This is a genomic window from Paenibacillus sp. J2TS4 (genome assembly GCF_018403245.1).
GTDB lineage: Bacteria > Bacillota > Bacilli > Paenibacillales > NBRC-103111 > Paenibacillus_L.
In genome coordinates this window covers 1-23,021 of sequence record NZ_BOSH01000016.1, presented here as the reverse complement: position 1 = coordinate 23,021, position 23,021 = coordinate 1, and the positions used below count along the sequence as shown (strand labels likewise).

The 23,021-nt window shown below is 49.0% G+C and carries 23 protein-coding genes and 1 other RNA gene; 21 read left to right on the top strand and 3 right to left on the bottom strand.

Annotated features, from left to right (window positions below; translation table 11 throughout):
* The first annotated feature begins 1 nt into the window (after position 1).
* From KJS69_RS24905 to rnpB, 15 genes are all read left to right on the top strand, one after another.
* Complete coding sequence (locus KJS69_RS24905) at positions 2-2,236, top strand: HD family phosphohydrolase (RefSeq protein ID WP_213586515.1); 2,235 nt, start codon at positions 2-4, stop codon at positions 2,234-2,236.
* A gap of 3 nt (positions 2,237-2,239) precedes the next feature.
* Entirely contained in the window at positions 2,240-2,761 is a 522-nt protein-coding gene (gene ybeY / locus KJS69_RS24900; protein WP_213586514.1) for an rRNA maturation RNase YbeY, read from the top strand.
* Entirely contained in the window at positions 2,758-3,456 is a 699-nt protein-coding gene (locus KJS69_RS24895; protein ID WP_213586513.1) for a diacylglycerol kinase family protein, read from the top strand. Before ybeY ends, KJS69_RS24895 begins: the two co-directional genes overlap by 4 nt.
* A 320-nt stretch (positions 3,457-3,776) precedes the next feature.
* A complete protein-coding gene (gene cdd / locus KJS69_RS24890) occupies positions 3,777-4,172 on the top strand; it encodes a cytidine deaminase (RefSeq protein ID WP_213586512.1) in 396 nt (131 codons plus the stop codon).
* 149 nt (positions 4,173-4,321) lie between these two features.
* Complete coding sequence (gene era, locus KJS69_RS24885; RefSeq protein ID WP_213586511.1) at positions 4,322-5,218, top strand: GTPase Era; 897 nt, start codon at positions 4,322-4,324, stop codon at positions 5,216-5,218.
* A gap of 104 nt (positions 5,219-5,322) precedes the next feature.
* Positions 5,323-5,460: a YqzL family protein gene (locus KJS69_RS24880; protein ID WP_213586510.1), complete on the top strand. Its 138-nt coding sequence runs from the start codon at positions 5,323-5,325 to the stop codon at positions 5,458-5,460.
* Positions 5,461-5,496: 36 nt separating this feature from the next.
* Positions 5,497-6,243, top strand: a complete 747-nt coding sequence (gene recO, locus KJS69_RS24875) for a DNA repair protein RecO (protein WP_213586509.1) — start codon at positions 5,497-5,499, stop codon at positions 6,241-6,243.
* Positions 6,244-6,393: 150 nt separating this feature from the next.
* Entirely contained in the window at positions 6,394-7,215 is an 822-nt protein-coding gene (locus KJS69_RS24870) for a pyruvate, water dikinase regulatory protein (RefSeq protein ID WP_213586508.1), read from the top strand.
* A 100-nt stretch (positions 7,216-7,315) separates the two neighbouring features.
* Positions 7,316-7,780, top strand: coding sequence for a YaiI/YqxD family protein (locus KJS69_RS24865; RefSeq protein WP_213586507.1), 465 nt, complete (start codon positions 7,316-7,318; stop codon positions 7,778-7,780).
* 39 nt (positions 7,781-7,819) lie between these two features.
* Positions 7,820-9,652: a DNA primase gene (gene dnaG / locus KJS69_RS24860; protein WP_213586506.1), complete on the top strand. Its 1,833-nt coding sequence runs from the start codon at positions 7,820-7,822 to the stop codon at positions 9,650-9,652.
* Positions 9,653-9,694: 42 nt separating this feature from the next.
* Positions 9,695-10,816 carry an RNA polymerase sigma factor RpoD gene (gene rpoD, locus KJS69_RS24855; RefSeq protein ID WP_213586505.1) on the top strand — a complete coding sequence of 374 codons (1,122 nt, stop codon included), beginning with the start codon at positions 9,695-9,697 and terminating at the stop codon, positions 10,814-10,816.
* A gap of 83 nt (positions 10,817-10,899) precedes the next feature.
* A complete protein-coding gene (locus KJS69_RS24850; protein WP_213586504.1) occupies positions 10,900-11,772 on the top strand; it encodes a hypothetical protein in 873 nt (290 codons plus the stop codon).
* Position 11,773: 1 nt separating this feature from the next.
* A complete protein-coding gene (locus tag KJS69_RS24845; protein ID WP_213586503.1) occupies positions 11,774-12,544 on the top strand; it encodes a tRNA (adenine(22)-N(1))-methyltransferase in 771 nt (256 codons plus the stop codon).
* On the top strand, positions 12,511-13,626 hold the full coding sequence (locus KJS69_RS24840; protein WP_213586502.1) for a Nif3-like dinuclear metal center hexameric protein: 1,116 nt from the start codon (positions 12,511-12,513) through the stop codon (positions 13,624-13,626). Before KJS69_RS24845 ends, KJS69_RS24840 begins: the two co-directional genes overlap by 34 nt.
* A 109-nt stretch (positions 13,627-13,735) precedes the next feature.
* Positions 13,736-14,175, top strand: an RNA gene (gene rnpB / locus KJS69_RS24835) — RNase P RNA component class A.
* Positions 14,176-14,298: 123 nt separating this feature from the next.
* Here rnpB and KJS69_RS24830 read toward each other — a convergent pair.
* Positions 14,299-16,149: a S8 family peptidase gene (locus tag KJS69_RS24830; protein WP_249730697.1), complete on the bottom strand. Its 1,851-nt coding sequence runs from the start codon at positions 16,147-16,149 to the stop codon at positions 14,299-14,301.
* A gap of 425 nt (positions 16,150-16,574) precedes the next feature.
* Here KJS69_RS24830 and KJS69_RS24825 point away from each other — a divergent pair, with 425 nt between their 5' ends.
* Positions 16,575-16,784 (top strand): DUF1540 domain-containing protein, encoded by a 210-nt coding sequence (locus KJS69_RS24825; protein ID WP_213586501.1) that lies wholly within the window; start codon positions 16,575-16,577, stop codon positions 16,782-16,784.
* Between the two features lie 27 nt (positions 16,785-16,811).
* Complete coding sequence (locus KJS69_RS24820; protein ID WP_213586500.1) at positions 16,812-17,180, top strand: MFS transporter; 369 nt, start codon at positions 16,812-16,814, stop codon at positions 17,178-17,180.
* Between the two features lie 46 nt (positions 17,181-17,226).
* Here the strand turns inward: KJS69_RS24820 and KJS69_RS24815 are convergent, their stop codons facing one another.
* On the bottom strand, positions 17,227-18,291 hold the full coding sequence (locus tag KJS69_RS24815) for a sulfate permease (RefSeq protein WP_249730696.1): 1,065 nt from the start codon (positions 18,289-18,291) through the stop codon (positions 17,227-17,229).
* A gap of 300 nt (positions 18,292-18,591) precedes the next feature.
* Between KJS69_RS24815 and KJS69_RS24810 the strand changes: the two genes are divergently transcribed.
* From KJS69_RS24810 to thiI, 3 genes are all read left to right on the top strand, one after another.
* Complete coding sequence (locus tag KJS69_RS24810) at positions 18,592-19,245, top strand: lytic transglycosylase domain-containing protein (protein ID WP_213586499.1); 654 nt, start codon at positions 18,592-18,594, stop codon at positions 19,243-19,245.
* A gap of 83 nt (positions 19,246-19,328) precedes the next feature.
* The gene (locus KJS69_RS24805; RefSeq protein ID WP_213586498.1) at positions 19,329-20,480 is read left to right on the top strand and encodes a cysteine desulfurase family protein; all 1,152 of its coding nucleotides are present in this window, start codon (positions 19,329-19,331) and stop codon (positions 20,478-20,480) included.
* Between the two features lie 7 nt (positions 20,481-20,487).
* Positions 20,488-21,735 carry a tRNA uracil 4-sulfurtransferase ThiI gene (gene thiI / locus KJS69_RS24800; RefSeq protein WP_249730695.1) on the top strand — a complete coding sequence of 416 codons (1,248 nt, stop codon included), beginning with the start codon at positions 20,488-20,490 and terminating at the stop codon, positions 21,733-21,735.
* Between the two features lie 60 nt (positions 21,736-21,795).
* Here the strand turns inward: thiI and KJS69_RS24795 are convergent, their stop codons facing one another.
* The gene (locus tag KJS69_RS24795; RefSeq protein ID WP_213586497.1) at positions 21,796-22,089 is read right to left on the bottom strand and encodes a 4a-hydroxytetrahydrobiopterin dehydratase; all 294 of its coding nucleotides are present in this window, start codon (positions 22,087-22,089) and stop codon (positions 21,796-21,798) included.
* Between the two features lie 111 nt (positions 22,090-22,200).
* Here KJS69_RS24795 and KJS69_RS24790 point away from each other — a divergent pair, with 111 nt between their 5' ends.
* Entirely contained in the window at positions 22,201-22,866 is a 666-nt protein-coding gene (locus KJS69_RS24790; RefSeq protein WP_213586496.1) for a TerC family protein, read from the top strand.
* Positions 22,867-23,021: the final 155 nt, after the last annotated feature.

The window sequence follows — 23,021 nt, the reverse complement described above, 5'->3', positions numbered from 1 at the left end:
CATGTCAGGAAACGAAGCGTCCGCCAACGGAAAAGCCTCTTCCCGGCTGAGTCAGTGGAAAACAAGCCCGATTATCCGGTATGTGCTGTTGTTGGGTTTTGCTTTGCTTTTCTACTTCTCTCTTATTAATAAGGTCGTTCCGGAAACCTATGATATTCAGCCGAACACCATAAGCGAGAAGACTATACTGGCCCCGTACCAGGAGGAAAATTCGTTGGCTACGGAGCGGGCGAAGGAAGAAGCGGCTTCCCGGCTTCAGCCCGTGTACAAGATTATATCGATCAAGAACGAGCAAATTGTCGAAACGATATTCGACAAATTGGAACAGAATAATGCGGATCCGGAAATGACCTTCGACGTCAGGGTCAGTCTATACCGCAACCTGCTTCCATCTATTTATACCGATTATGTTGAAAGATTCATGAAGACGATGAGAGCGGCCGGGAACTATAACGATACTTTGATGAATGAGATTGAGAAGCAGCTTCTGGAGCAGCAGTACAAGTTTTCGGAGGAAAGCTTCTATAAGTTTCCGAGGCTGACCAAGGAAGATTTGACCGATATGGAAAAGGTAGCCAAGGACATTGTCAATAAATTGATGAATGATCCCTTGGTGGAAGCACAAGCCGCCCGCTCTAAAGTAACAGAGATGGTGAACTCTTCGACGCTGCAGAAGAATACGGCGCGGGAGCTCGTTCAGGAGATTGTCCGATTCGCTCTTACTCCTAACAAATTCTATGACGCCAAGGAAACGGATCAAGCCCGGGCGCAAGCCAGAGAAAATACGAAGCCGGTTCTATTCGGAAAGAATGACGTGCTTGTGTATAAGGGCGAAATGATAACGGAGGAAACGTATCAGCGGTTGAAAACCTTCAATCTACTGAAGGACAAAACCGATATTCGGCCTCATCTAGGCCTGGCTCTGCTGGTGTTGATGTTCGTGCTCGTTATCTTCCTGTTTATTCGCCAGAGTCAGTTGAGCATTCGGACTAACAATTCCCAACTCGTTATGCTGTTGCTTATCTTCTTCCTAAACATTATTGGAATGAAGATCGTTGCTTTGGGACAAAATTTGGAGTATCCGTACATCGGCTATCTGGCTCCCGTTGCTATGGGGACGATGCTGGTTATTATATTGCTGGATGCTCCCCTTGCCTATGTTTCGTCCATTCTATTCAGTCTGATGTCCGGAATTATCTTTAATATGGATCAGGATCGATTAATGGATCACCGGTACTTGTTTATTTCTTTGATCGTAAGCTTCGCGGCTATTTTCTCCCTGCATAAGGCGAGCCAGCGGATTACGATTTTGAAGGCGGGCATTATGGTATCGGTGTTCGGCTGTCTTGGAATTGTCACCCAGGTGCTGCTCGACAATCGAATGACGATGGCCGATTTGTCCTTCGGGCTTTCCTTCGCGGCATTGGGAGGAATCATCAGCGCCATTCTGGTCATCGGAATTATGCCGTTCTTCGAGATGGCGTTCGGAATTCTTTCGCCTCTCAAGCTGGTCGAGCTTTCTAATCCGAACCTGCCTCTGCTGCGCAAGCTGCTGACGGAGGCACCAGGCACATACCATCATAGCGTCATGGTAGGGAATTTATCGGAAGCCGCCGCGGAAGCGGTGGGAGCGAATGGTCTGCTTTGCCGGGTAGGATCATACTATCATGATATTGGCAAAACTAAACGGCCCAGCTATTTTATTGAGAATCAGATGAATATGGATAATCCCCATGACAGCATAGAACCCAGCTTAAGCAAAGCGATCATTACCGCTCACCCTAGAGATGGGGTAGAAATGCTTAAGGAGTACAATCTGCCTAAAGCCATTCGCGATATCGCGGAGCAGCATCATGGCAAAACGCTGTTAAAATACTTTTACTACAAAGCGGTCAAGCAAGCAGAAGAATCAGGGGAAACGGTAGAGGAAAGCGATTATCGTTATCCCGGACCCAAGTCTCAGTCCAAGGAAGCGGCCATCGTAGGCATTGCCGACTGTGTGGAAGCGGCCGTCCGCTCGCTGCGCAGCCCAACGATTGAACAAATCGATTCGATGGTTCGTAAAATTATTAAAGACCGGTTGGATGACGGCCAATTTGACGATTGCGATCTGACCATTAAAGATTTGGACACTATTGCCAAAGCGCTCAAGGAAGCACTGCTAGGCATTTTCCACGCCCGCATTGAATATCCGAGTGATTTGCCTAAAAATAATGAAAGCAAAGGAGAGTCATAAGCGATGGCCTTGTTGCTAGAGTGGAGCAATGAACAAGATCAGTACGAAATTACACCGGAGCTGATTTCGTTGATCGAGGAGCTGCTGCAAATCGCCGGGAAACGGGAAGACATTCCGCTTGGTGAAGTGGCCCTCAGCTTTGTTACCGACGAAGAAATTCGTAAGTTGAACAAAGAATACCGGGCGATAGACCAGGCTACCGACGTGCTTTCATTTCCAATGATGGAGTTCGGTGCGGGAGAGATCGAAATCAATTATGGCGACCTGGAGGAAATTGCTTCCGATGAGGATACCCTCACCGGAAGCATGTTCGGCGGAGATCAATTGGGAGATATCATTATTTCAATCCCTAGAGCCATAGAACAATCCCAGGAATACGGTCATTCGGTAAATCGGGAAATCGGCTTTTTGTTCGTGCATGGCTTTCTTCATTTGCTCGGCTACGATCATCAGACGGAGGCTGAAGAGCAAGTGATGATTAGAAAGCAGGAAGAGATTTTACAGGAGGCCGGCTTGACCAGGTGAACGGAATAACGAGATGGCTAAGAAGCTTCCGATTCGCTTATTCGGGAATCAAATATGCTTTAACGACCCAGCGGAATATGAAATTTCATTTTTCCGCTTCTTTCGTCGTCCTGCTGTCCGCTCTCTTTTTCCGGCTGGGCAAGTTGGATATTTTATTCCTTCTGCTGGCCATTACCCTTGTCATTGTTACGGAACTGATTAATACAGCTGTAGAAAAGGCGGTGGACCTGGCCATGCCGGAGGTTCATCCCCTTGCCAAAATTGCTAAAGATGTTGCCGCAGCCTCTGTCCTGGTGTCTGCGGTTTTTGCCGCTGTCGTTGGAATGGTCGTTTTTTACGAGCCATTGGAGCGTTGGATTAATGGGGTTAAGGAAGAGCCGGCCAGGCTGTCCTCCTCTGCGGTCTGGCTCTATCTTGCGCTAGTCGCTTTTACTCTGATTGCGGTGGAATCTCGATTCTCTGCCAAATCGGCGATCAGGCCCAGCCTGTGGATGGCCGTCTCATTTTCGATATCCACTCTTATTTCGGTCATCTCCTTGCAACCTTTGGTGGCTGTTTTAGCCTACAGCTTGTCCCTTCTTTTTATGTTCATGCTATACCAGAGGAAGACCCGCACCTGGCCTGCGCTTTTGCTTGGCGCGTTCATCGGGACAGCAGTGACGATTTTGGCTTTTTGGCTGCATACGTTATTATAGGAGTAACCGTTATATTCTGACGGCAAATAGAATTAACACCCATGCATGGGGTGGGGCCAAAAAGCTGTCGACAGGGCAAGTTATCGTAGATTAGAGTTACATCGGTTACGTTTGGGTATAGGTTAATATACTGGGGCCCCCGAAAAGTACATGGAAATCACTACGAAGCCCATCTTCACTTTTTGGGGAAGGAGTATGATGTTTGAAGCTTTGGAGGCACTTTCCTTTGTAAAGGAATGATAGCTTTTTTAGTGCCACATGTTTAACAATAAAAAGTCCCAAGTGAAAGCTTTACTTATTGCACGCAAGGAGGTAGAGGAATGGATGTATCCGCATGGATAAAAGAAGCTGCCTTGGCGCGGGACAAGGCCTACGCGCCTTATTCGGGCTTCCGGGTGGGCTGTGCGTTGATAGGTGCCGATGGTACTGTATTTCACGGATGCAATATTGAGAACGGCGCTTACGGACCGACTAATTGCGCCGAACGAACCGCGCTTTTCCGGGCGATTGCAGATGGACAAGCACCGCGATCGTTTCAGGCTCTGGTCGTGATTGGGGATACTCCGGAGCCGATCACTCCCTGCGGAGTTTGCCGCCAGGTCATGATTGAGCTATGTTCGCCGGATATGCCGGTTTATATGGCTAATTTGGCTGGGGACGTTCAGGAGACAACCGTGTCGGATTTGCTCCCCGGAGCGTTTATGCTGCGAGTATAATGGAGTACTAACGGAAGAGCGGCTTTCTTTAGGTGGGTTGGATCGGGGTCCCCGAAAAGTAATTGGAACTCACTTCGAAGCCCATCTTCACTTTTTGGGGTTTCATGCCGGAATGGACTCCAGGAAAGAATAGATCAGGAGGATAATCAATGAAACCAAGCTTTTCTTCAGGCTTTGTAGCCATTATTGGCCGGCCTAATGTGGGCAAATCCACACTGCTAAACCAAGTCATTGGACAGAAAATCGCGATTATGTCAGACAAGGCGCAAACTACCCGAAATAAAATCCATGGAGTTTATACAACGGATCACAGCCAGATCGTCTTTCTCGACACTCCGGGAATCCATAAGCCAAAGTCCAAGCTCGGTGATTACATGATGAAGGTGGCGGAAGGAACACTGAACGAAGTCGATGCCATTCTATTCTTGGTCGATGTAGTCGAGGGCCTGGGCGGCGGAGACCGATTTATTATAGAGAGATTAAAGCAGGTGGATACGCCGGTGCTGCTGGTTCTTAATAAAATCGACCAAGTTCATCCGGAGGAGCTATTGCCGATTATTGCGCAATATAAAGAGCTGTATTCGTTTGCTGAAATCATCCCGGTATCGGCTTTACAGGGGAACAACGTGAATGCCCTGCTGGAAGCTCTGTCGCGGTATTTGCCGGAAGGGCCGCAGTATTATCCGGCGGACCAAGTGACCGATCATCCGGAGCAATTCATCTGCGCAGAGCTTATTCGCGAGAAAATTCTGCATATGACCCGAGAGGAAATTCCTCATTCGATCGCGGTGACGATAGAGGACATGCGCCAGGAAGAAAACGGAGTCGTTCATATTTCGGCAGTGATTTACGTGGAACGGGATTCGCAAAAGGGGATTATTATCGGCAAGCAGGGCGCTTTGCTGAAAGAAGTCGGGAGGCAATCCCGAATGGACATCGAGAGGCTGCTCGGTTCCAAAACTTTTTTGGAGCTGTGGGTCAAAGTAAAGAAGGATTGGCGGAATCAGGAACGAATTTTAAAAGATCTAGGCTTTCGCCATGATTAATTGCAAATCGTCAACTGTCAATTATTGCATCGCATAGGAGTCGAAGATTGGATCATCCTATTAGTAAGCATTTATACTTTTCTTGGAAAGGGAGCTGCTTGCTTATGAATGAGTTTTATTGGGATTATTTTTCCAGGACGGGCAGTATAGACGCTTATTTGCTTTACAAAGATAACGACGAATGGTCGGAGGAAGACTGGAATTGGACGGACGAGGAGCCGAACAATACAAGGGAAGCATAATGCCTTTCCGGCTAGTATAAGAGAGGAACGAAGCCTATGCTTTACCGGACGGAAGGAATCGTTATCCGCACGATGGATTATGGGGAAGGTCACAAAATTTTATCTCTGTTCACACGCTCGCTGGGGAAGGTAAGCGTGATGGTACGGGGAGCGAAGAAGGTTAAAAGCAGGTATTCCGCCATTGCGCAATTATTTACGCATGGCGATTTTGTTATTTATAAAGGAAGTCAGATGGGAACGCTGAATCATGGGGAGCCGATTCATTCTTACCAGGGACTAAGAGAAGATTTGCATAAAGCGGCTTATGCCGCCTATTTGGTTGAGCTTGCGGACCGTATTCTGCCGGAAGCCGAGCCCGACCTCGTTATGTTCGAGCAGTTGACGGCGGGATTATCGGCGATTGATGAAGGGAAAGATCCGACGATAGTTCTCCATATAATAGAGATGAAGATGCTGGCCTTGTCCGGCTATCATCCCCAGTTGGACGAATGCGTTTCCTGCGGCAGGGCGGCAGGGGAAATGGTGTTAAGCCCAATGCAGGGAGGGATTCTATGTTCGGCATGCAAAGGAAAGGATCATTCAGCGGTTCCTGTGCCGGCAACGATCTTGCGCCTTCTTCGTCTGTTCCAAAGAGTGGATCTCCGTATGCTGGGGACGGCTGACGTTAAGCCCGAAACGAAAAAAAGACTTAAGGCGGCGATGAGAGCCTTTATGGATGCGCATCTCGATATCCGCTGGAAATCTCGAAATTTCATAGATCAAATGGAGAAATATAACATTTGAATAAAAATAGAATAAGAGTAGTGAAACGAATGGTTGAAACAAACGTATATAATATAATGGGCATCTAACTTGATGCTCTCCAAGTTGCAGCATTTTAGCGAACCCGAGCTCTATTGTCCGGGTTTATAACATAGATAAGGGAGGTTGCAAATGACGGAATCTATCGCAACACCAGTCGTATTTGTCGTCTCCGACTCCGCAGGGGAGACCGGGGAATCGGTCGTGAAAGCGGCTGCCGTACAGTTTTCCCCGATCAAGATTGATATTCGCAGGGCGACCTATATCCACGATAAGCAAGGAATAGATAATATCGTTCACATGGCCAAAAAAGTGAACGGGGTGATCGTGTTCACATTAGTTATTCCTGAGCTGAGGGATTACCTGCTGGAGCAGGCGGTTATTCAGCAGGTCATTACCATCGACCTGCTCGGTCCGATTATTACGAACCTGGAGAAGGTGCTTCATCGTCCAGCCCGGCATGAGCCCGGCATGATTCACCAATTGGACGAGGCCTATTTCAAAAAAGTGGAGGCTATTGAGTTCGCAGTCAAATATGACGACGGCCGGGATTCCCGAGGGATTTTGAAAGCAGATATCGTACTGGTTGGCGTCTCCCGTACTTCCAAAACTCCGTTAGCTATGTATTTGGCACTGCATAAACGATATAAGGTAGCTAATGTGCCGCTCGTTCCCGAGATGAAGCTGCCCGACGAGCTATTTAGTATTTCCAGCAAAAAGGTAATAGGGTTGACCATTAGGTCAGACAAGCTGAACGTGATCCGTAAAGAACGGCTCAAGGCGTTGGGTTTGGCCGGAAACGCCAACTATGCCAAGGTCGAACGAATTAATGAGGAACTGGAATATTCCGCATCGGTTATGTCCAGGCTGGGGTGCGTAGTCATTGACGTGTCCAATAAAGCTGTTGAAGAAACAGCCAGCCTGATAGAAGACATTTTACGCACCAGAAGATAGGATTTTGTATGAATAGCAGGAATTTATCAATAAGAAGCGTATATACTTAGTGACGATTAATCCAATTCGGAATGTAAACCGGATGCGAGGGAGGTAACGGGTGAAGGCACCTAAAGTGATTGTCGATGCGGATGCGTGCCCGGTAAAGGCGGAGATTGTGAAGGCGGCCGGTTTTTATCGCATCGCTGTCTGGATGGTAGCATCTTTTGACCATCATTTGTCTCCCCGGGAAGGGGTTCGGGTCATTCAGGTGGACCGCTCCGATCAATCCGTCGATCTGTACATCGCCAACCATATTTCACCGAACGATGTGCTCGTTACGCAGGATTTTGGCTTGGCCACGATAGGCTTGGCCAAACAGGCGGTAGTTATGTCGAATCGAGGCCAAATTTATTCCGATAGGACCATCGATTTTCTTCTCGAGCGAAGGCATGAGCAGTCCAAAAAACGGCGGGCAGGGAAACATACGAAGGGCCCAAAGCCTTTTACCGACGATGATCGGGAGCGATTTCTACAAACTTTGACAAAACTTTTAGAGAATTTGCAGGAAAACGGGTCCATATAGCGAATAGTATTACGTGTTAACGATTGAAGGTGATTTGGAATGAGCTATGGACGAATTCCTGAAGAAGTCATTGAGGCTGTCCTGAACTATCACGATATTGCCGACGTTGTGGGCAAATACGTCAACCTGACGAAGCAGGGCCAATACTTGAAAGGATTATGTCCCTTCCATTCCGAAAAGACCCCTTCCTTTACGGTGACTCCGGAGAGGCAGACGTATTACTGCTTTGGATGTCACGCGGGCGGAAACAGCATTCATTTCCTGATGGAGAAGGAAGGATATTCCTTTATTGAAGCCGTTCGCCACATGGCGGAGGAGGCCAATATCCCGATCACCTGGGAGAGTTCCTCCGGAGAAGAAACGGAAAGACAGAAGGAAGCCTCGGCCTTGCTGGCTGCCCACGAATTGGCGGCCAAGTGGTATCATTACGTTCTTCTCAACACGGAGCAGGGAAGGCACGCGCTCGAATATTTGCGTTCCCGGGGGCTGGGTGATAAATGGATCGATTTTTTTCAAATCGGCTACGCTCCCCCCATGAGAGATAAGCTGGGGCAGTTTTTAATGAAGCGAGAGCTGCCGCAACCGATGCTTGAACGGGCCGGACTTATCGCAGCGCGATCCGATGGCAGCGGTTATATCGACCGCTTTAGAGATCGCATCATTTTTCCGATACATGATTATAAGGGGAGGGTCATTGCTTTTGCGGGAAGGGCGCTCGGAGACTTTCAGCCTAAATATTTAAACAGTCCCGAAACGCCGCTATTTAACAAAAGCCGTCAATTATTCAATCTTCATCACGCCAGACCGACGATTCGCAAATCCGGGCAGGCCGTCCTGTTTGAAGGGTACATGGATGTCATTAAAGCGTGGGAAGCAGGCGTGTTGAACGGGGTGGCCACTATGGGAACCGCTTTGACGGAAGAACATGCCTTGGCCTTGCGAAGAGTGGCGGATACGGCCATTGTCTGTTATGACGGAGATCAGGCCGGGCAAGCCGCCGCCTATAAAAGCATACCGGTTCTGGAGAAGGCGGGGCTGCATGTCAAAATTGCGGTCATCCCTGACGAATCGGATCCTGATGAATATATTTCCGCTAAGGGCGCGGATAAATTTCGGTCAGAGGTAGTGGAAGCAGCGATGCCGGCGGTACAGTTCAGATTGGCTCATATCCGAACCAATTTTAATCTGAACGATGTGGACGATAAGTTCCGCTATTTAACTACAGCTGCCCGTATTATTGCGGAGCTGCCGTCTGCGATAGAGCGGGAGCATTACGTTAAAGAGTTGTCCACTGAATTCTCTTACTCCGCCGATGCAATCAAGCAGGAGATGAACGAATTCCGCCAGCAATTTCTAAAAAAGAGGGAAATTGGGGATAATAACGAAAATCCGTGGAATAATGGAATAGATAATAATAGAGGTATGAAAAAAGCCCCCTCCCTGTTGCCTGCTTTTCATATTGCAGAAATCAAACTGCTCGCTGCCATGATGCTCGACCGGGACATTGCGGAAGAGGTCAGCCAAAGGATCGGGGACCAATTTAATATAGAAGATCACGCAGCGTTAGCTGCCTATTTATACGCTTTTTATAATCAAGGGAACCGACCGGAGATCAGTCGTTTCTTGGCATTTCTTCAGGATGAAGGCCTGAGTCGACTGGCTAGCTCTATTGCGGTCCGGGAAAGCGGGCAAGGAATTAATCCGCAAGTGATAGAAGACTATATACGGGAAATTAAAAAAGTGCCTTACCTGAACGCTATCAAGCAAAAGAAACAAGAAATGGTCCAAGCGGAGCGTTCGGGAAGCATCGTTCAGGCGGCACAAATCGCAAGTGAAATCATCACTTTAGAGAAACAACTGAAATCATTGTAGGTTCTACCTTTTGATGATTCTAGGTAGGAGGGAGCAGACATTATGGCGAATGAACACCATACGGAGCTAGAAACGGAATTAACTTTGGAACAGGTAAAGGATCAATTGATCGAATCGGGTAAGAAACGTTCATCACTTACTTATAAAGAGATTATGGAAAGATTGGCCCCTTTCGACCAAGATCCTGAGCAAATTGATGAGTTTTTCGAACAATTGTCTGAGCTGGGAATCGATGTTGGCAACGATTCGGAAGACGATGTTCTCCCTATAGGAGACGAGGAGCAGGAGCAGGATGAATTTAATTTTGACGACGATTTATCCTTGCCTCCGGGAATTAAAATTAACGATCCGGTTCGCATGTATTTGAAGGAAATCGGTCGGGTCCCGCTGTTATCTGCAGAGGATGAAGTTGATCTGGCCAAAAGGATCGAGAACGGGGACGAGGAAGCGAAGCGAAGATTGGCCGAGGCGAACCTCAGATTGGTCGTCAGCATTGCCAAACGGTATGTGGGCCGAGGCATGCTGTTCCTGGATTTGATCCAGGAAGGCAATATGGGATTGATCAAAGCGGTTGAGAAATTCGACTTTACGAAAGGCTTTAAATTCAGCACCTACGCTACCTGGTGGATTCGCCAAGCGATTACTCGGGCTATTGCCGATCAGGCGAGAACGATCCGCATTCCGGTTCATATGGTGGAAACCATCAACAAGCTGATCCGCGTCTCTCGCCAACTGCTGCAGGAATTGGGCAGAGAGCCGAGTCCGGAAGAAATTGCCAAGGAAATGGATTTAAGCACCGATAAAGTGCGTGAAATTATGAAAATTGCGCAGGAACCGGTTTCTCTGGAAACTCCGATCGGTGAGGAAGATGATTCTCATCTGGGAGACTTCATCGAGGATCAGGAGGCGCTGGCTCCGGCTGATGCGGCCGCTTACGAGCTGCTTAAAGAACAGCTGGAGGATGTGCTCGATACGTTAACGGAGCGGGAAGAGAATGTTCTTCGTCTTCGCTTTGGACTCGATGACGGGCGTACCCGCACTTTGGAAGAAGTAGGCAAAGTATTCGGTGTCACCCGGGAAAGAATCCGGCAAATCGAAGCGAAGGCCCTTCGCAAGCTTCGTCACCCGAGCCGCTCCAAGCGGTTGAAGGATTTTCTTGAATAAATTGTCCGTCTGGCCTTTCTGCTTGCAGTAAGGCCATTTTTTTCGGGCTGAGTTGGTCTGGGCTCAGACCCCATGAACCTGGTATGGCAGGCAGCCTGTCCGATTCCGTGGAAGAGGTGACGGTAGGTTTGGAACCGGAGAGAAAAAAAGTGATTATTAAAGAAATTCTGGAATGGCGCAGAAGTCGGCTGCTGCCGGAGCAATATTGTGACTTCCTGCTCAATCTGTATCAGGATGATCCTGACAGCAGAGAAGATCGGGGCTGGCATGGCTTGTCCGCCGCACAAATTCGTAAAGGGAGCATCCGCAGCTGGGCATTATTTTTTGGTATAATTGTAATAATTTTCTTATTTTCTTTTAATTTTAACTCTTTTCATCCTGCATTGCAAATAGCCGTTCTATCCCTGGCCGTCATGCTATGCTACGGCATAGGATTGCGTTTGCGGTCCAGACTTCCGGCTCTGGCTTCCATAGCTATAGGAGCTGCTTCACTGCTGTTGCTTTCAGGCGGAATAAGCCTGCTAAGGGGCTTTGGAGCGGAAGCTGCCGCTCTTGTCATTTATGGGGCGGTCTGTGCCGTGGTCTGGATGGTTGCCGGACTTATGGCCAGATTTGCCATCTTTCATTTCTGCGGATGGATTTTGCTCGCGTTAGTCTATGGCTGGTTTCTCAATCAACATTTAGCTGACATCGATTGGATAGAGATGGAAATGGCTTGGATACCCGCGGGGATCCTTCTTGTCTGGGTCGGTTGGCTGCTTCATAGACGTCACCGATCCGCTTCAGCCGTCCTATTGGCCGTAGGATCGCTCCTTTGGTTCGCGCCAGAGGTGTATGGTTATTTGATCAGCGACTTGCCGAAGGAGCTCCTTCAGCTTGGTTGGATCGGAAAGCTGCTTATTGTAGCTGCATTATTATATGTATTTAGAAAAAAATGGACAGAATGGGTTGCGTAGCATGATAACATTATCGAGAAGACTCCAACAAATAGCTGATCTGGTTCCAAAGGGAAGCCGCTTGGCCGATATCGGCTCCGATCACGCTCTGCTGCCGGTCTATCTGGCCCAGCGCGGCATTATTAGGTCCGCCATCGCCGGGGAACTCAATCCGGGTCCCTTCGCGGCAGCGGCCAAACAGGTTCGCGATGCGGGATTGTCAACATGCATTGAAGTTCGTAACGGGGACGGACTTGCTGTCCTGCGGGAAGACGGGGAAGCCGATGTCGTGACGATAGCAGGGATGGGCGGTAATTTGATCGTCCATATATTGAGTGAAGGTACCGGGCTTCTTGGCTCGGTCAGCCAATTGATTCTGCAGCCGAATGTAGGGGAAGAGGCCGTGCGTAACTGGTTGCTGGATAACGATTGGTTTTTGCAAGAGGAATTTATTGTCGAAGAAGACGGAAAGATTTACGAAATATTATCGGCCGTTAGAACCGATCATGCGAAATCAGCTAATCGGGCTCTGTACGATGACCGGACGATACAACAGATCACGTTGGGTCGTACGGATTTATTGAGAATGGGCCCTTATTTGACCGAGCAGGTTTCCCCGGTCTTTGTCTCCAAGTGGGAGCGGGAAATCGCTAAGCTCGAAAAAATAACAAGTCAGTTGGCTCATTCCAGACAAGAGGATTCCGAAGCGAGGCACCGAGAGTTTAACGATAGAATGAACCGGATCAAGGAGGTACTGCAATGTTTGCAAAAGGCCAAACGGTCATCCAATTGATGGAGCGATTGGCTCCGAAGCATTACGCGGTTCCGGATGACCGAATCGGACTTCAACTGGGAACGCTGAACAAAGAAGTAAAAAAGGTCATGGTAACCCTCGATGTTGTAGAGGAGGTTGTAGATGAAGCCATTTCTCGGCAAGTGGATCTGATTATTGCTCATCATGCGATTATTTTTCGCCCCCTCAAAAGCCTGCAAACCGATACACCGGCGGGCCGGCTGTATGAGAAGTTAATCAAACATGACATTGCCGTCTATATTTCTCATACCAATCTGGATGTAACCGATGGCGGAATCAACGATATGATGGCGGACGCTTTGCAGCTAGATGCTGTTAAACCGCTGGATACCGTCTACACTGAAAAGTTGAAAAAGTTGGTCGTATTTGTTCCGGAGGATCACCACGAACGGGTATTGATGGCGATGCTGGATAACGGAGCCGGCGCTATTGGTGAATATAGTCATTGCAGCTTTAATCTGTCCGGAACAGGAACATTCAAACCAGGAGAAGGCTCTCAGCCTTATATCGGAGCTCCCGGACAATGGGAACGAGTCCCGGAAATTCGGATCGAAACGATTGTTCCGGAGGGGCTGGTAAAAAAGGTTGTGCAAGCTATGCTTAAAGCCCATCCTTACGAAGAAGCAGCTTATGATCTTTATCCGCTTGATATTCCGGGACGCCAGCTCGGTCTGGGGAGAGTAGGCCGTTTGCCTCAGCCGGTGAGTCTTGCTGAGCTGGCGGAGCAGGTTAAAATCGCCTTCGATGTTCCGGCGGTCCGGATAGTCGGCGATCCCCAGCGCATCTTGCGCAAAGCAGCGGTGCTCGGGGGATCGGGAGGCCGTTATGTCGGGCAGGCGATATTTGCTGGGGCAGATGTGCTGGTGACCGGGGACATCGATTACCATACCGCTCAGGATGCGCTTGCCGCCGGGCTCTGTATTATTGATCCGGGGCATAATTCAGAGAAAATTATGAAGGCCGGGGTGGCGGACTATTTAACCAAGGCTCTCAACGAAAGTCGATCGGCTACGGAGGTTATTGCATCCAAGGTAAATACAGAAGTCTTCCGCTTTCTGTAGCTGCTCCTGCGAAAACGGAAGGACAGCTTTCTTAAGTGCTGCTTATATGGCTTTGCCAGCTAATGGTGGTTGTTTTTAAGCAGTAATCATTGTATACTCTATAAGTTGGGAAGTTTGACAGACAATCGCCGGCTGCGAAAGACCTCGCAGCGGGAGGAAAGTCCGGGCTCCATAGGGCAGGATGCTGGATAACGTCCAGTCAGCGCAAGCTGAAGGATAGTGCCGCAGAAATGGACCGCCGATGGCCTGGAAGTATGGGTGCTTTGCATTCATGCCTCCAGGCACAGGCAAGGGTGGAACCGTGGTGTAAGAGACCACGAGGAAATATGGCGACTTATTTCCTGGTAAACCCCATCTGGAGCAAGACCGAAGAGGGACGCGGCAAGAATGTTAATTCTTGCAGCCTTTGCCCGAGGTGCGTCCGGGTTGGTCGCAGGATCCGTACAGTAATGTACGGACTAGATAGATGATTGTCACTTCAATGGTGGGAGGGTTAGCCCCGTTTGGACCACTGGAAGTACAGAACCCGGCTTATGGCAAACTTTCCTATACATAACAACGACTCGCCCTGTAGAGGGCGGGTCGTTTTTTCTAAAAATTATACAATTTATAAAAATCGTTATCGGTAATTTCGACGGTAAACGCAGGAACGAGCTATCTCGCAATAGTTATTTATGGGGTGTAGCTTGACTCGATCCGATCAATATCTCTTCTGAGCCATTGATCCCAATTGGCGACGGATCGTTTGCCACGAGAGGCCATTTGCAATGCTTTGTTAACGTCAATTTGTCCGTAGCCGAAATACTTGTCCTTGCCCGGCGTCCCCAAATCAGCGGCTGACTTGCGCATAATTTCCATCACTTCCGTATTTTTTAACAACGGATTGACAGAGCGGATCAACCCGGCTAATGCGGCTACATGGGGACTGGCCATCGAGGTGCCGGATAAAGCGGCATACTGGTTCTTCGTATAGGTGCTCGGGATATTGGCGCCGGGTGCGGCAACGTCAATATAATCGCCGTAATTGGAGAACGAAGCTTTTTTCTTGTCGGAATCCGTTGCCGCTACGGCGAACACTTCGGGATAAGCGGCCGGATATCCGGGCTGCTCCGTATTGTCATTCCCGCTTGCGGCAATGAGCACGACATCTCTGTCGAAGGCATATTTGACCGCTTCATGGAGGAAATTCGCATCGGCGTAATTTCCCAAGCTAAGATTGATAACCTTGGCCCCATGATCGGTTGCCCAAATAATGCCTTGAGCGACTGCATAGGTGCTACCCGCTCCAGTATGATCCAATACTTTAACCGGAAGAACCGGATTGTACCAGGTCATTCCCGCCACTCCGATATTATTATTGGTCGCAGCGGCAATTACGCCGGCAACATGAGTCCCGTGACCGACATCATCCTGCGGGGAATCACTCTGGGCAACAACGTTCCAGCCGGGCAGTAATCTGTCCTTCAAATCGGGATGCTGCAGATCAACCCCCGTATCAACAACCCCGACAATTACTTTCTGATCCCCTCTGTCCAGCTGCCATCCGCGGTCGGTGGCAATGATAGGCAGATTCCATTGATACTTCGAGTAGAGCACATCATTAGGGATGACGGCGGCAGATGGCCCTGTCGGAACCTGGACCGTATCATCCTCGTTCGTTAAATACAGAAAATGCGGTTCGGCGTATTCAATATCCCATTTTTCAAAATATTTCAACAACTGCTGGGCATCCAGCGCTCCAGACTGAAAAACATAGGTATATCCCAGCTTCTGAGCTTCTCCCGGAGCATGAATTTCCTGCTGAATTTGTTTTAGCTTAGCTTCGTCCGGGGGAGAGTTGAATTTGACCACCACTTCATTGACATGATAATGGCTGGAGCGGCCGTTTTTGTCCGGATGGTCGATCTTAATATCTTTATGCGTACCTGCTTCCACGGATTCAATCTTCCAGTTCCCATCGGCAGGGTAAGGAACCGTCCTTAAATTTTGCTGCTGCCTGGTTTCTACAGCGTTAAGAACTTCTTGATGGACGGCTCCGACAAGAGAGGAATGCCCGTCGATCGGAAATCCAAGGACGAAATAAGATTGAGAGCCTACTTTCAGTGGTTCCGATTCGTAATTTTTTCCGGCTTTAACGGCTTCCTTTGCTTCATTCATTTTAGGCAGGAGCGCTTGTTCGGCAGCTCCGTCAATTTGGCCTACTGTAGTCCCCGCTTCCAGGGGCTGATCATTACGAGACCAGGTTAGTCGAGTCATGTGCGGATGACTGGAATGAATCTGCTGCAGCTTGTTGGCTACGTGCTCCGCAGGGGAGGATTTCAATTCTTCTGCGGTCTGCTTCAAAACAGCCGCACACTGAATTCGGCATAATTGATCGGTTACATGTACGTCCTGAGCAATAAGCTGCTTCTTATGCATGAGCTCCTGATCTCCGGACATTTGTTCCGGAGTTTGTTGTAAGCACCCAGCCGGGATGAGGGTTAGGGCAGCTAATAGGACTACCCATACCGTTTTTGTTCTCAATGGTCCTGCACCTCCTTTAAGTTTTGAATAAGTGAAAGCCGCGGCGGGAAGATGAAGAAGCCTAGAATAGTTTCCCCCAGACAAAGAGACGGCATTAAAGATTTGGGGCCCAATTAGTGGAAAAGAGCATCTCTTTGCAAGCGATTGGAATGCTACATTGTTTGCTTGCGACTTGATTCTCACTGAGAAGCTAGTCCATCCAAAGTAAGCGATCATCCTAATCAGATGACTATAATTTGGAACAAATCGAAGTTAAGTCTTGTTGGCCGCCTCTATAGGTTTCGATAAGAGAAAGCGAATTATGCGGTCGCTCATCCTCGAAGAACCCGATAGGAGTTTGTTCGTTTGCCGGGAAGAGGAGTGAGGTTTTGGAAAGAATAGTTCGGTACGTTCATCGGGAACAATGAAGGTGGGAGGTGAAGACGATGCCGGAAGTCAAATGCAGCGTAGCCAATTGCAGCTACTGGTCTGAAGGAAATAATTGCGTGGCGGACTTGATCATGATCGAAGTGGATAAACATGCCGATGCCAAATTCAACGAGGAATTTGCAGGGGAATCCTTCGACAGCAACCATCAGGATGCTGCCCATAAAAGTCGTGAAACGTGCTGTCACACCTTCAAAGCGAAGAAATAAGTCGGACAGAAATGAGGTGACGGATGAATGAGTAAAAAGAAATCCAAGCTCTCTAAAGAAAAGAAAATGAAACGAGAGGACAACGATTTTCGTCCTGATGTCAAGGATGATGCGGAGTTCGCTTCGGAGGTTGCCCCTTATCCGGTTTATCCGGTAGACGCCAAAGAGGACGACGGACAGGTAGGCAATGAAACGGAATCGACTCCTGTTCTCGGATGGATCGGTTTGATTACGGCCATTGTTTCTTTATTCTTCCTGCCAGCTATTCTAGGACCGGCTGCAGCTGTTCTCGGATTTATTTCATTCCTGCAAGGAAACCGAACTTTGGGCGCATGGTCCATAGTCCTCGGCTTAGTCAGTCTCTTTGTCGCCTTGTTTCTGAGTCCCTTTTATTAAAATCGGGTAAGAAACGGATAGCCGACAAAAAACTCAGGCAAGCTTTTTAAAGCTTTGCCTGAGTTTTAATTTTGGAGCGGGAAGGGGACTTCCATTTCAAATAGGCCCCCAAAGCAAGTGGAAGCAACAGACAGCTCAACAAGGTTACCGAATGGTTCACAAACCATTGCATTAGCGCCAGTGTCAAAAGCATCGATGAGATGGGGGAAATGAACCAGACGGCAAATATTTTTTTGACGACGGGCTTACGAAATAGACTCCAGCCAACCGTATCCGTCCCTACTCCGATTATGGCCATAGTGGTTGCTTGTGTAAGCGGAGCCGGAATACCAAACAGGGAAGCAACAATGATTAGGGAGCCGCTTGTAAACGAAACGATACTTCCTTGCAGCAAAGTCATCTTCGTGATTTTTTTTCCGTTCGTTTCCAGTACCCGGCCTCCCAGAGCAATCGCCCCAGCAGCCATGAACAAAGAACCAAGCCAGATGCCGCTTGTCGTGTTGATGACCCCGGCGCCGATGAGAGGGCCTATCGCATTAGCCACATTGTTCATTCCGGCGGAGAAGGCTTCGTAACACCCAGTGACAATGAGCAGCAGGGTGAGCAGATGCGGCATTAATCGGGGCCATCTTCGTTTCCAGCCCTCCTCCCGGCGTGAGAGAAACCGACCGGTGGCAAAAGCAACCGCAAACGCAAGAAATGGAATGACGAGCCAGGTGGAAACGATGAGGAGCAGCTTCGACCAATAAACACCGCCTCCAGCCAGACCGGCTCCCACGATGCTTCCAACCGTTACCTCGCTGGTCGATAGAGGGATACCCATTCGGTTGGCGATAAACAAAGTGGTGCAGGCAGACAGCAGAATGATGACGGTTACCTGAACCGTAACGCCTGAAGGTGAAATAATTCCTTTACTAATGGTTGTGACGACTTCTTCTCCACCCAGATTGGCACCGACTACGGCGAATAGCGCCACCAATATGACGGCAAGCTTGCGACTGGCCAAGGCACCGCTGCCGTAGGCGGAGCCCATAGCGGCTGCGGTTCCGCTCGCTCCAATATTGGCTGCAAAAAAGAAGGCGATGGCGAAAGCGATAATAGTGATAAGCAATTAGCACACTCCCTTAGCCATTCGAAAAAGGTTCCTTAATCCATTTTCAATGAATACATAGGTAACATATGTGAATAGGCCTAGTATAGGTGCATTACCACTCCGCCCAAAATTTGAAAATCAACGAAATGATATTTTGCGGTTAATTTGTAGTGGATGACCCTGCCGAAAAAGTGTACAATAAAGGAAGTATGCTTATAATAAGCAAGGTTCGGTGTCGAATCGGCTTTCAGACATACTTTAATGATCAAAAGGGGACTTTTTGAAAAACCTCTTATAGAAGGAAAGAGGCACAGAGATATGACGATGAAGCTGGACCCGCGCACCATACAGCAAATACTGCAGCTGCAATTATATGAACAATCGAATAGGTTAGCATCGATAAGTCCTTATCCCGCGGACTCAGCGCAACCGTCTTTCGCGGGAATGCTTGACGAAATCATCGGCTTGACCTCAACGTTCGAGCCGGAGAACAAGCCGGTTAATAACGGTTATGCGTTATCTGGACAAGTTCTACCGCATCCATCACTGGGTAAGCCGACTTCATATGATCCGATTATTCACGAAGCCAGCATGAAATACGGCGTGGAGACATCCCTTATCAAAGCGGTCATTCACGCGGAATCCTCCTATAATGCTTACGCTCAATCTCACGCAGGGGCCAAAGGACTGATGCAGCTAATGGACGGCACGGCTCGGGGATTGGGAGTTACCGATTCCTTCGATCCTGAGCAGAACATTCATGGAGGAACGCGATACTTATCCTCCTTATTAGCTAAGTATAATGGACAAGAAGCGGTTGCCCTGGCCGCTTATAATGCGGGACCTGGCCGAATCGACCGGCTTGGAATAGCCAATGAGGCTGACTTGCGTGCGAAATTTAATCTCCTGCCCGGGGAAACGCAGAAGTATATAACTAAAGTGATGGATTTGAAGCAAACCTATATGGCTTGATGGAGCGGAAGAAAGGATCGCAAGACGGTCTTTTCTTCCTTTTCCGTTAATCATCCTAATCAATAAAGGAGCAGGAACGCGAAATGCTTTACTTGGATTATTGCGCCACTACACCCATGAACGACGAAGTGATGGAATCGATTGTTAAAGTGATGCAGAGGCATTACGGCAATCCGTCCTCGATTCATCGAATCGGAATGGAAGCGGAGCGGCTATTGAGTAAATCGAAAGAAGTGATCGCCGGAGCGATCGACTGCAAACCGGAGGAAATGGTCTTCACCTCAGGTGGAACCGAGAGCAACAATTTGGCGATTAAAGGCGCGGCGCGAGCTTATCGAGGCAGGGGCCGGCATTTGATCACATCCGCTATCGAGCATTCATCGGTATATGAATCCTTCCGCCGATTGGAGGAGGAGGGCTTCCAAGTGACCTATCTGCCGGTCGATTCCAGCGGGGCGGTTTGTATGGAGGAGTTGAAACAGGCTCTCAGAGAGGATACGATCCTGGTGAGCTTGATGCATGTCAATAACGAGACCGGAAGAATTCAGCCGGTAGAGCAAGCCGGTCGATTATTGGCGAATTATCCTAAAATTCTTTATCATGTGGACGCTATACAAAGCCTTGGCAAGCTGCCTGTCATGCCTGCTCGATTCGGGGCTGATTTAATGAGCGCGTCGGCTCACAAGATCGAAGGCCCTAAAGGGGCTGGATTTCTCTATGTCCGGGAAGGGCTGAAGCTGCAGCCGCAGCTGGACGGTGGGGGACAGGAGGGGGGAATCCGTTCAGGCACCGAGAACGTTCCTCTGATTGTAGGGATGGCGAAAGCGGTTCGCTTGGCGGTGGATCGGCAAGCGGCTAACAGCTCTCGTCTGTACCGGATGAGAGAAGAACTGGCGAATCGAATCCGTGAGATTCCCGGTCTGTATGTAAGCGGAACAGCGAGCGGGGAGGGAATGGCGCCCCACATTATTCATTTTACTTATCCGGGAATGAAGGCGGAGGTCGTCGTTCACGCTTTGGAAAAGGAAGACGTCTATATATCAACCCGTTCTGCCTGCTCCTCTGGAGAAACGAAGCCTAGCCGAGTGCTGCTTGCCATGGGAATGGACAGGGAACGGGCAGCCAGCGGCTTGAGAGTCAGCTTCTCAGCGAACGAAACGAGCGAGGAGCTTAGCCGTTTTGGGGACTTATTGGAGCAAACAATTCTAAGCTTTAATGCAACGATGAAAGGATGAACGACGGATGGAACGAATGAAACAGCAGGTGGCAAGTATCGGCTCCACAATGGTTCCGGATGTAGTCATTGTACGATTTGGGGAAATGATGCTGAAAGGCAGAAACCGCCATCGGTTTGTCCGTTCGGTTCACCGGCAGATCGAAACAGCTTTGACACCTTGTCCGAAAGTGGTTATTCAGGAAGAACATGGGCGGCTCTACATCCAGTTGAATGGCGAACCGTTTCATCAGGTAGCGGAAGGGCTCGATAAAGTATTCGGAATTGCGAATTACAGTCCGGCTTGGACAACGGAATTGGATATTGATTTGATCAAGACAGCGGCCGTTCGACTTATAGAGGCTGCCGAACCGCAGCCAGCTACTTTTAAAGTTTCGGCCCGGCGAGCGAATAAACAATTTCCTTATGATTCCCAGGAGATTGGCCGGGAAGTGGGCGGCTATGTGCTTCATACGGCAGGCGGAGGACTCCGGGTAGACGTTCATTCTCCGGATATGGAAATCAGAGTAGAGATCCGCGAGCAGCACGCTTATGTATTTACTGCCATTATCGAAGGGAATCGGGGATATCCGTTAGGCAGCAATGGCAAAGCTCTTTTGATGCTGTCGGGAGGAATCGACAGCCCCGTCGCCGGCTGGTTAGGGATGAGAAGAGGCCTGGAGCTCGAAGCGGTTCATTTTCACAGCTATCCTTATACAAGTGAGCGAGCCAAGCAAAAGGTAATAGAGCTGGCCCGGATTTTGTCTCAGTATTCCAATCCGTTTACTGTTCACTTAGTTTCTTTTACCGAGATTCAGACGAAGCTGAAGGAGCAGTGCCCGGAAAGCCTCCTCATTACGATCATGAGAAGGATTATGCTCCGTATTTGTGACAGGTTGGCTGAGCCAAGACGTGCTCTTGCGATTGTGACAGGGGACAATCTGGGCCAGGTTGCCAGCCAGACTCTGCCCAGCCTTAATGTAATCGGCCGGGCAACGGAATTGCCCATTCTGCGTCCACTCATCACCATGGACAAACTGGACATAATCCGACATGCCGAACAAATCGGCACTTACTCCACCTCCATCTTGCCTTATGAGGATTGCTGTACCATTTTTCTTCCTAAATCACCAAGCACTAATCCGGCGCTGTCTCATGTAGAGGAAGCCGAGGGAAGCATGGAATGGCTGAAGGAGGAAATCGATCGGGCGGTTTCCTCGATCGAGACAATAAATGTTCGCTGGCAGGATAAGGACAACTTGGACGAATATTTTTAAATGCAGGGCTGTACAATGTAAAGAGCGAAAGAGCCCTCTGTTAATTGGATAAGCAAGGAGCTAGGAGCGCTCGGTTTCAACCAGCGCTTCTATTTGTTGCGCGAGTGAAAAATCTTTGCCCGTTACCCCTCCCTCATCGTGAGTCGTTAACCGCACGATTACACGGCTGTATTGAATTTGCAGATCCGGATGATGATTCGCCTTGTCGGCCAGAAGGGCAATTCCGTTGGCAAAGCGCATCCCCTCGTTAAAATGCTCTCGTTTAAACAGCTTGACCAAAGCGTTGTTTTCAAACTTCCAACCAGGCACCTGTCGCAAGTAAATCTCTATTTGTTCCTCGGATAATCGGTTCATGGGAAGCCACCTCTTTCTTGGCATTAGATCTGTAATCACCGGGGTGTGAGATGTAAGTTGAATAACCTCTATTATACGAATACATTACCCGAAATAACAGGAGGTCCAATCATGCTGGAAACCGTCTCGTTATTTTTACAAATCTTGCTAATCAATATTGTTCTGAGCGGGGACAACGCGGTCGTTATCGCTCTCGCCAGCAAAAATCTGCCGGCAGCCCAAAGAAAGCAGGCCGTGCGCTGGGGAGCGTTCGGTGCGGTAGCATTGAGAATAGGGCTGACGTTAGTCGCGCTGGTTATTCTCAAGGTGGCCTATTTGCAAGCAATCGGGGCGCTGCTTTTGCTTTGGATCGCTGTGAAGCTGTTGGTAGAGGATGACGGTCCTTCCCGTGTGAAGGAAGCTTCAACCTTGAGCAATGCAGTCACCACTATTATTATGGCAGACATCGTAATGAGCCTGGATAACGTACTGGCGATTGCGGCGAAAGCCGACGGTCATATAGGAATTATTATGGTGGGAATTGGAATCAGCATCCCTATTATCATTTGGGGGAGCTCCCTGGTCATGAATTTGCTCCATAAATATCCGGCGCTCGTATTCGTCGGGGCTGGCATTCTAGGCTATACCGCAGGCGAAATGATACTCAAGGATCAAAAGATTGGCCGTTTCGTTGACCACGAGGTCCTGCATTGGCTAGTCCCCATTACCGCCGGACTGCTTGTAGTTCTGGTCGGATGGATCAAAAGAAAGCTGGACAAACCAAGAACGGTTCAATGAAATATCCTTTTCGTGGTTACTGCAAAAGTGGAGCGACCAAGCCTAGGTCGAGTGAGGTAGTAGGTGTGAACCCTGCTTGGAAAGGCGCCAACCACGCCACCAATAACGAGTCTTGGAGCGGACATGGTAACAGGTCCGTTTAAGCGTAGACAGAT

Bases quoted from the DNA above. Each gene is read 5' to 3' on its own strand.
- recO (WP_213586509.1), top strand. From the start codon at position 5,497: ATGCTTTACCGGACGGAAGGAATCGTTATCCGCACGATGGATTATGGG.
- rpoD (WP_213586505.1), top strand. From the start codon at position 9,695: ATGGCGAATGAACACCATACGGAGCTAGAAACGGAATTAACTTTGGAA.
- cdd (WP_213586512.1), top strand. From the start codon at position 3,777: ATGGATGTATCCGCATGGATAAAAGAAGCTGCCTTGGCGCGGGACAAG.
- dnaG (WP_213586506.1), top strand. From the start codon at position 7,820: ATGAGCTATGGACGAATTCCTGAAGAAGTCATTGAGGCTGTCCTGAAC.
- KJS69_RS24795 (WP_213586497.1), bottom strand. From the start codon at position 22,089: ATGAACCGATTATCCGAGGAACAAATAGAGATTTACTTGCGACAGGTG.
- KJS69_RS24880 (WP_213586510.1), top strand. From the start codon at position 5,323: ATGAATGAGTTTTATTGGGATTATTTTTCCAGGACGGGCAGTATAGAC.
- KJS69_RS24805 (WP_213586498.1), top strand. From the start codon at position 19,329: ATGCTTTACTTGGATTATTGCGCCACTACACCCATGAACGACGAAGTG.
- KJS69_RS24790 (WP_213586496.1), top strand. From the start codon at position 22,201: ATGCTGGAAACCGTCTCGTTATTTTTACAAATCTTGCTAATCAATATT.
- KJS69_RS24810 (WP_213586499.1), top strand. From the start codon at position 18,592: ATGACGATGAAGCTGGACCCGCGCACCATACAGCAAATACTGCAGCTG.
- KJS69_RS24845 (WP_213586503.1), top strand. From the start codon at position 11,774: ATGATAACATTATCGAGAAGACTCCAACAAATAGCTGATCTGGTTCCA.
- KJS69_RS24840 (WP_213586502.1), top strand. From the start codon at position 12,511: ATGTTTGCAAAAGGCCAAACGGTCATCCAATTGATGGAGCGATTGGCT.
- KJS69_RS24905 (WP_213586515.1), top strand. From the start codon at position 2: ATGTCAGGAAACGAAGCGTCCGCCAACGGAAAAGCCTCTTCCCGGCTG.
- KJS69_RS24820 (WP_213586500.1), top strand. From the start codon at position 16,812: ATGAGTAAAAAGAAATCCAAGCTCTCTAAAGAAAAGAAAATGAAACGA.
- KJS69_RS24870 (WP_213586508.1), top strand. From the start codon at position 6,394: ATGACGGAATCTATCGCAACACCAGTCGTATTTGTCGTCTCCGACTCC.
- KJS69_RS24825 (WP_213586501.1), top strand. From the start codon at position 16,575: ATGCCGGAAGTCAAATGCAGCGTAGCCAATTGCAGCTACTGGTCTGAA.
- thiI (WP_249730695.1), top strand. From the start codon at position 20,488: ATGGAACGAATGAAACAGCAGGTGGCAAGTATCGGCTCCACAATGGTT.
- era (WP_213586511.1), top strand. From the start codon at position 4,322: ATGAAACCAAGCTTTTCTTCAGGCTTTGTAGCCATTATTGGCCGGCCT.
- ybeY (WP_213586514.1), top strand. From the start codon at position 2,240: ATGGCCTTGTTGCTAGAGTGGAGCAATGAACAAGATCAGTACGAAATT.
- KJS69_RS24850 (WP_213586504.1), top strand. From the start codon at position 10,900: ATGGCAGGCAGCCTGTCCGATTCCGTGGAAGAGGTGACGGTAGGTTTG.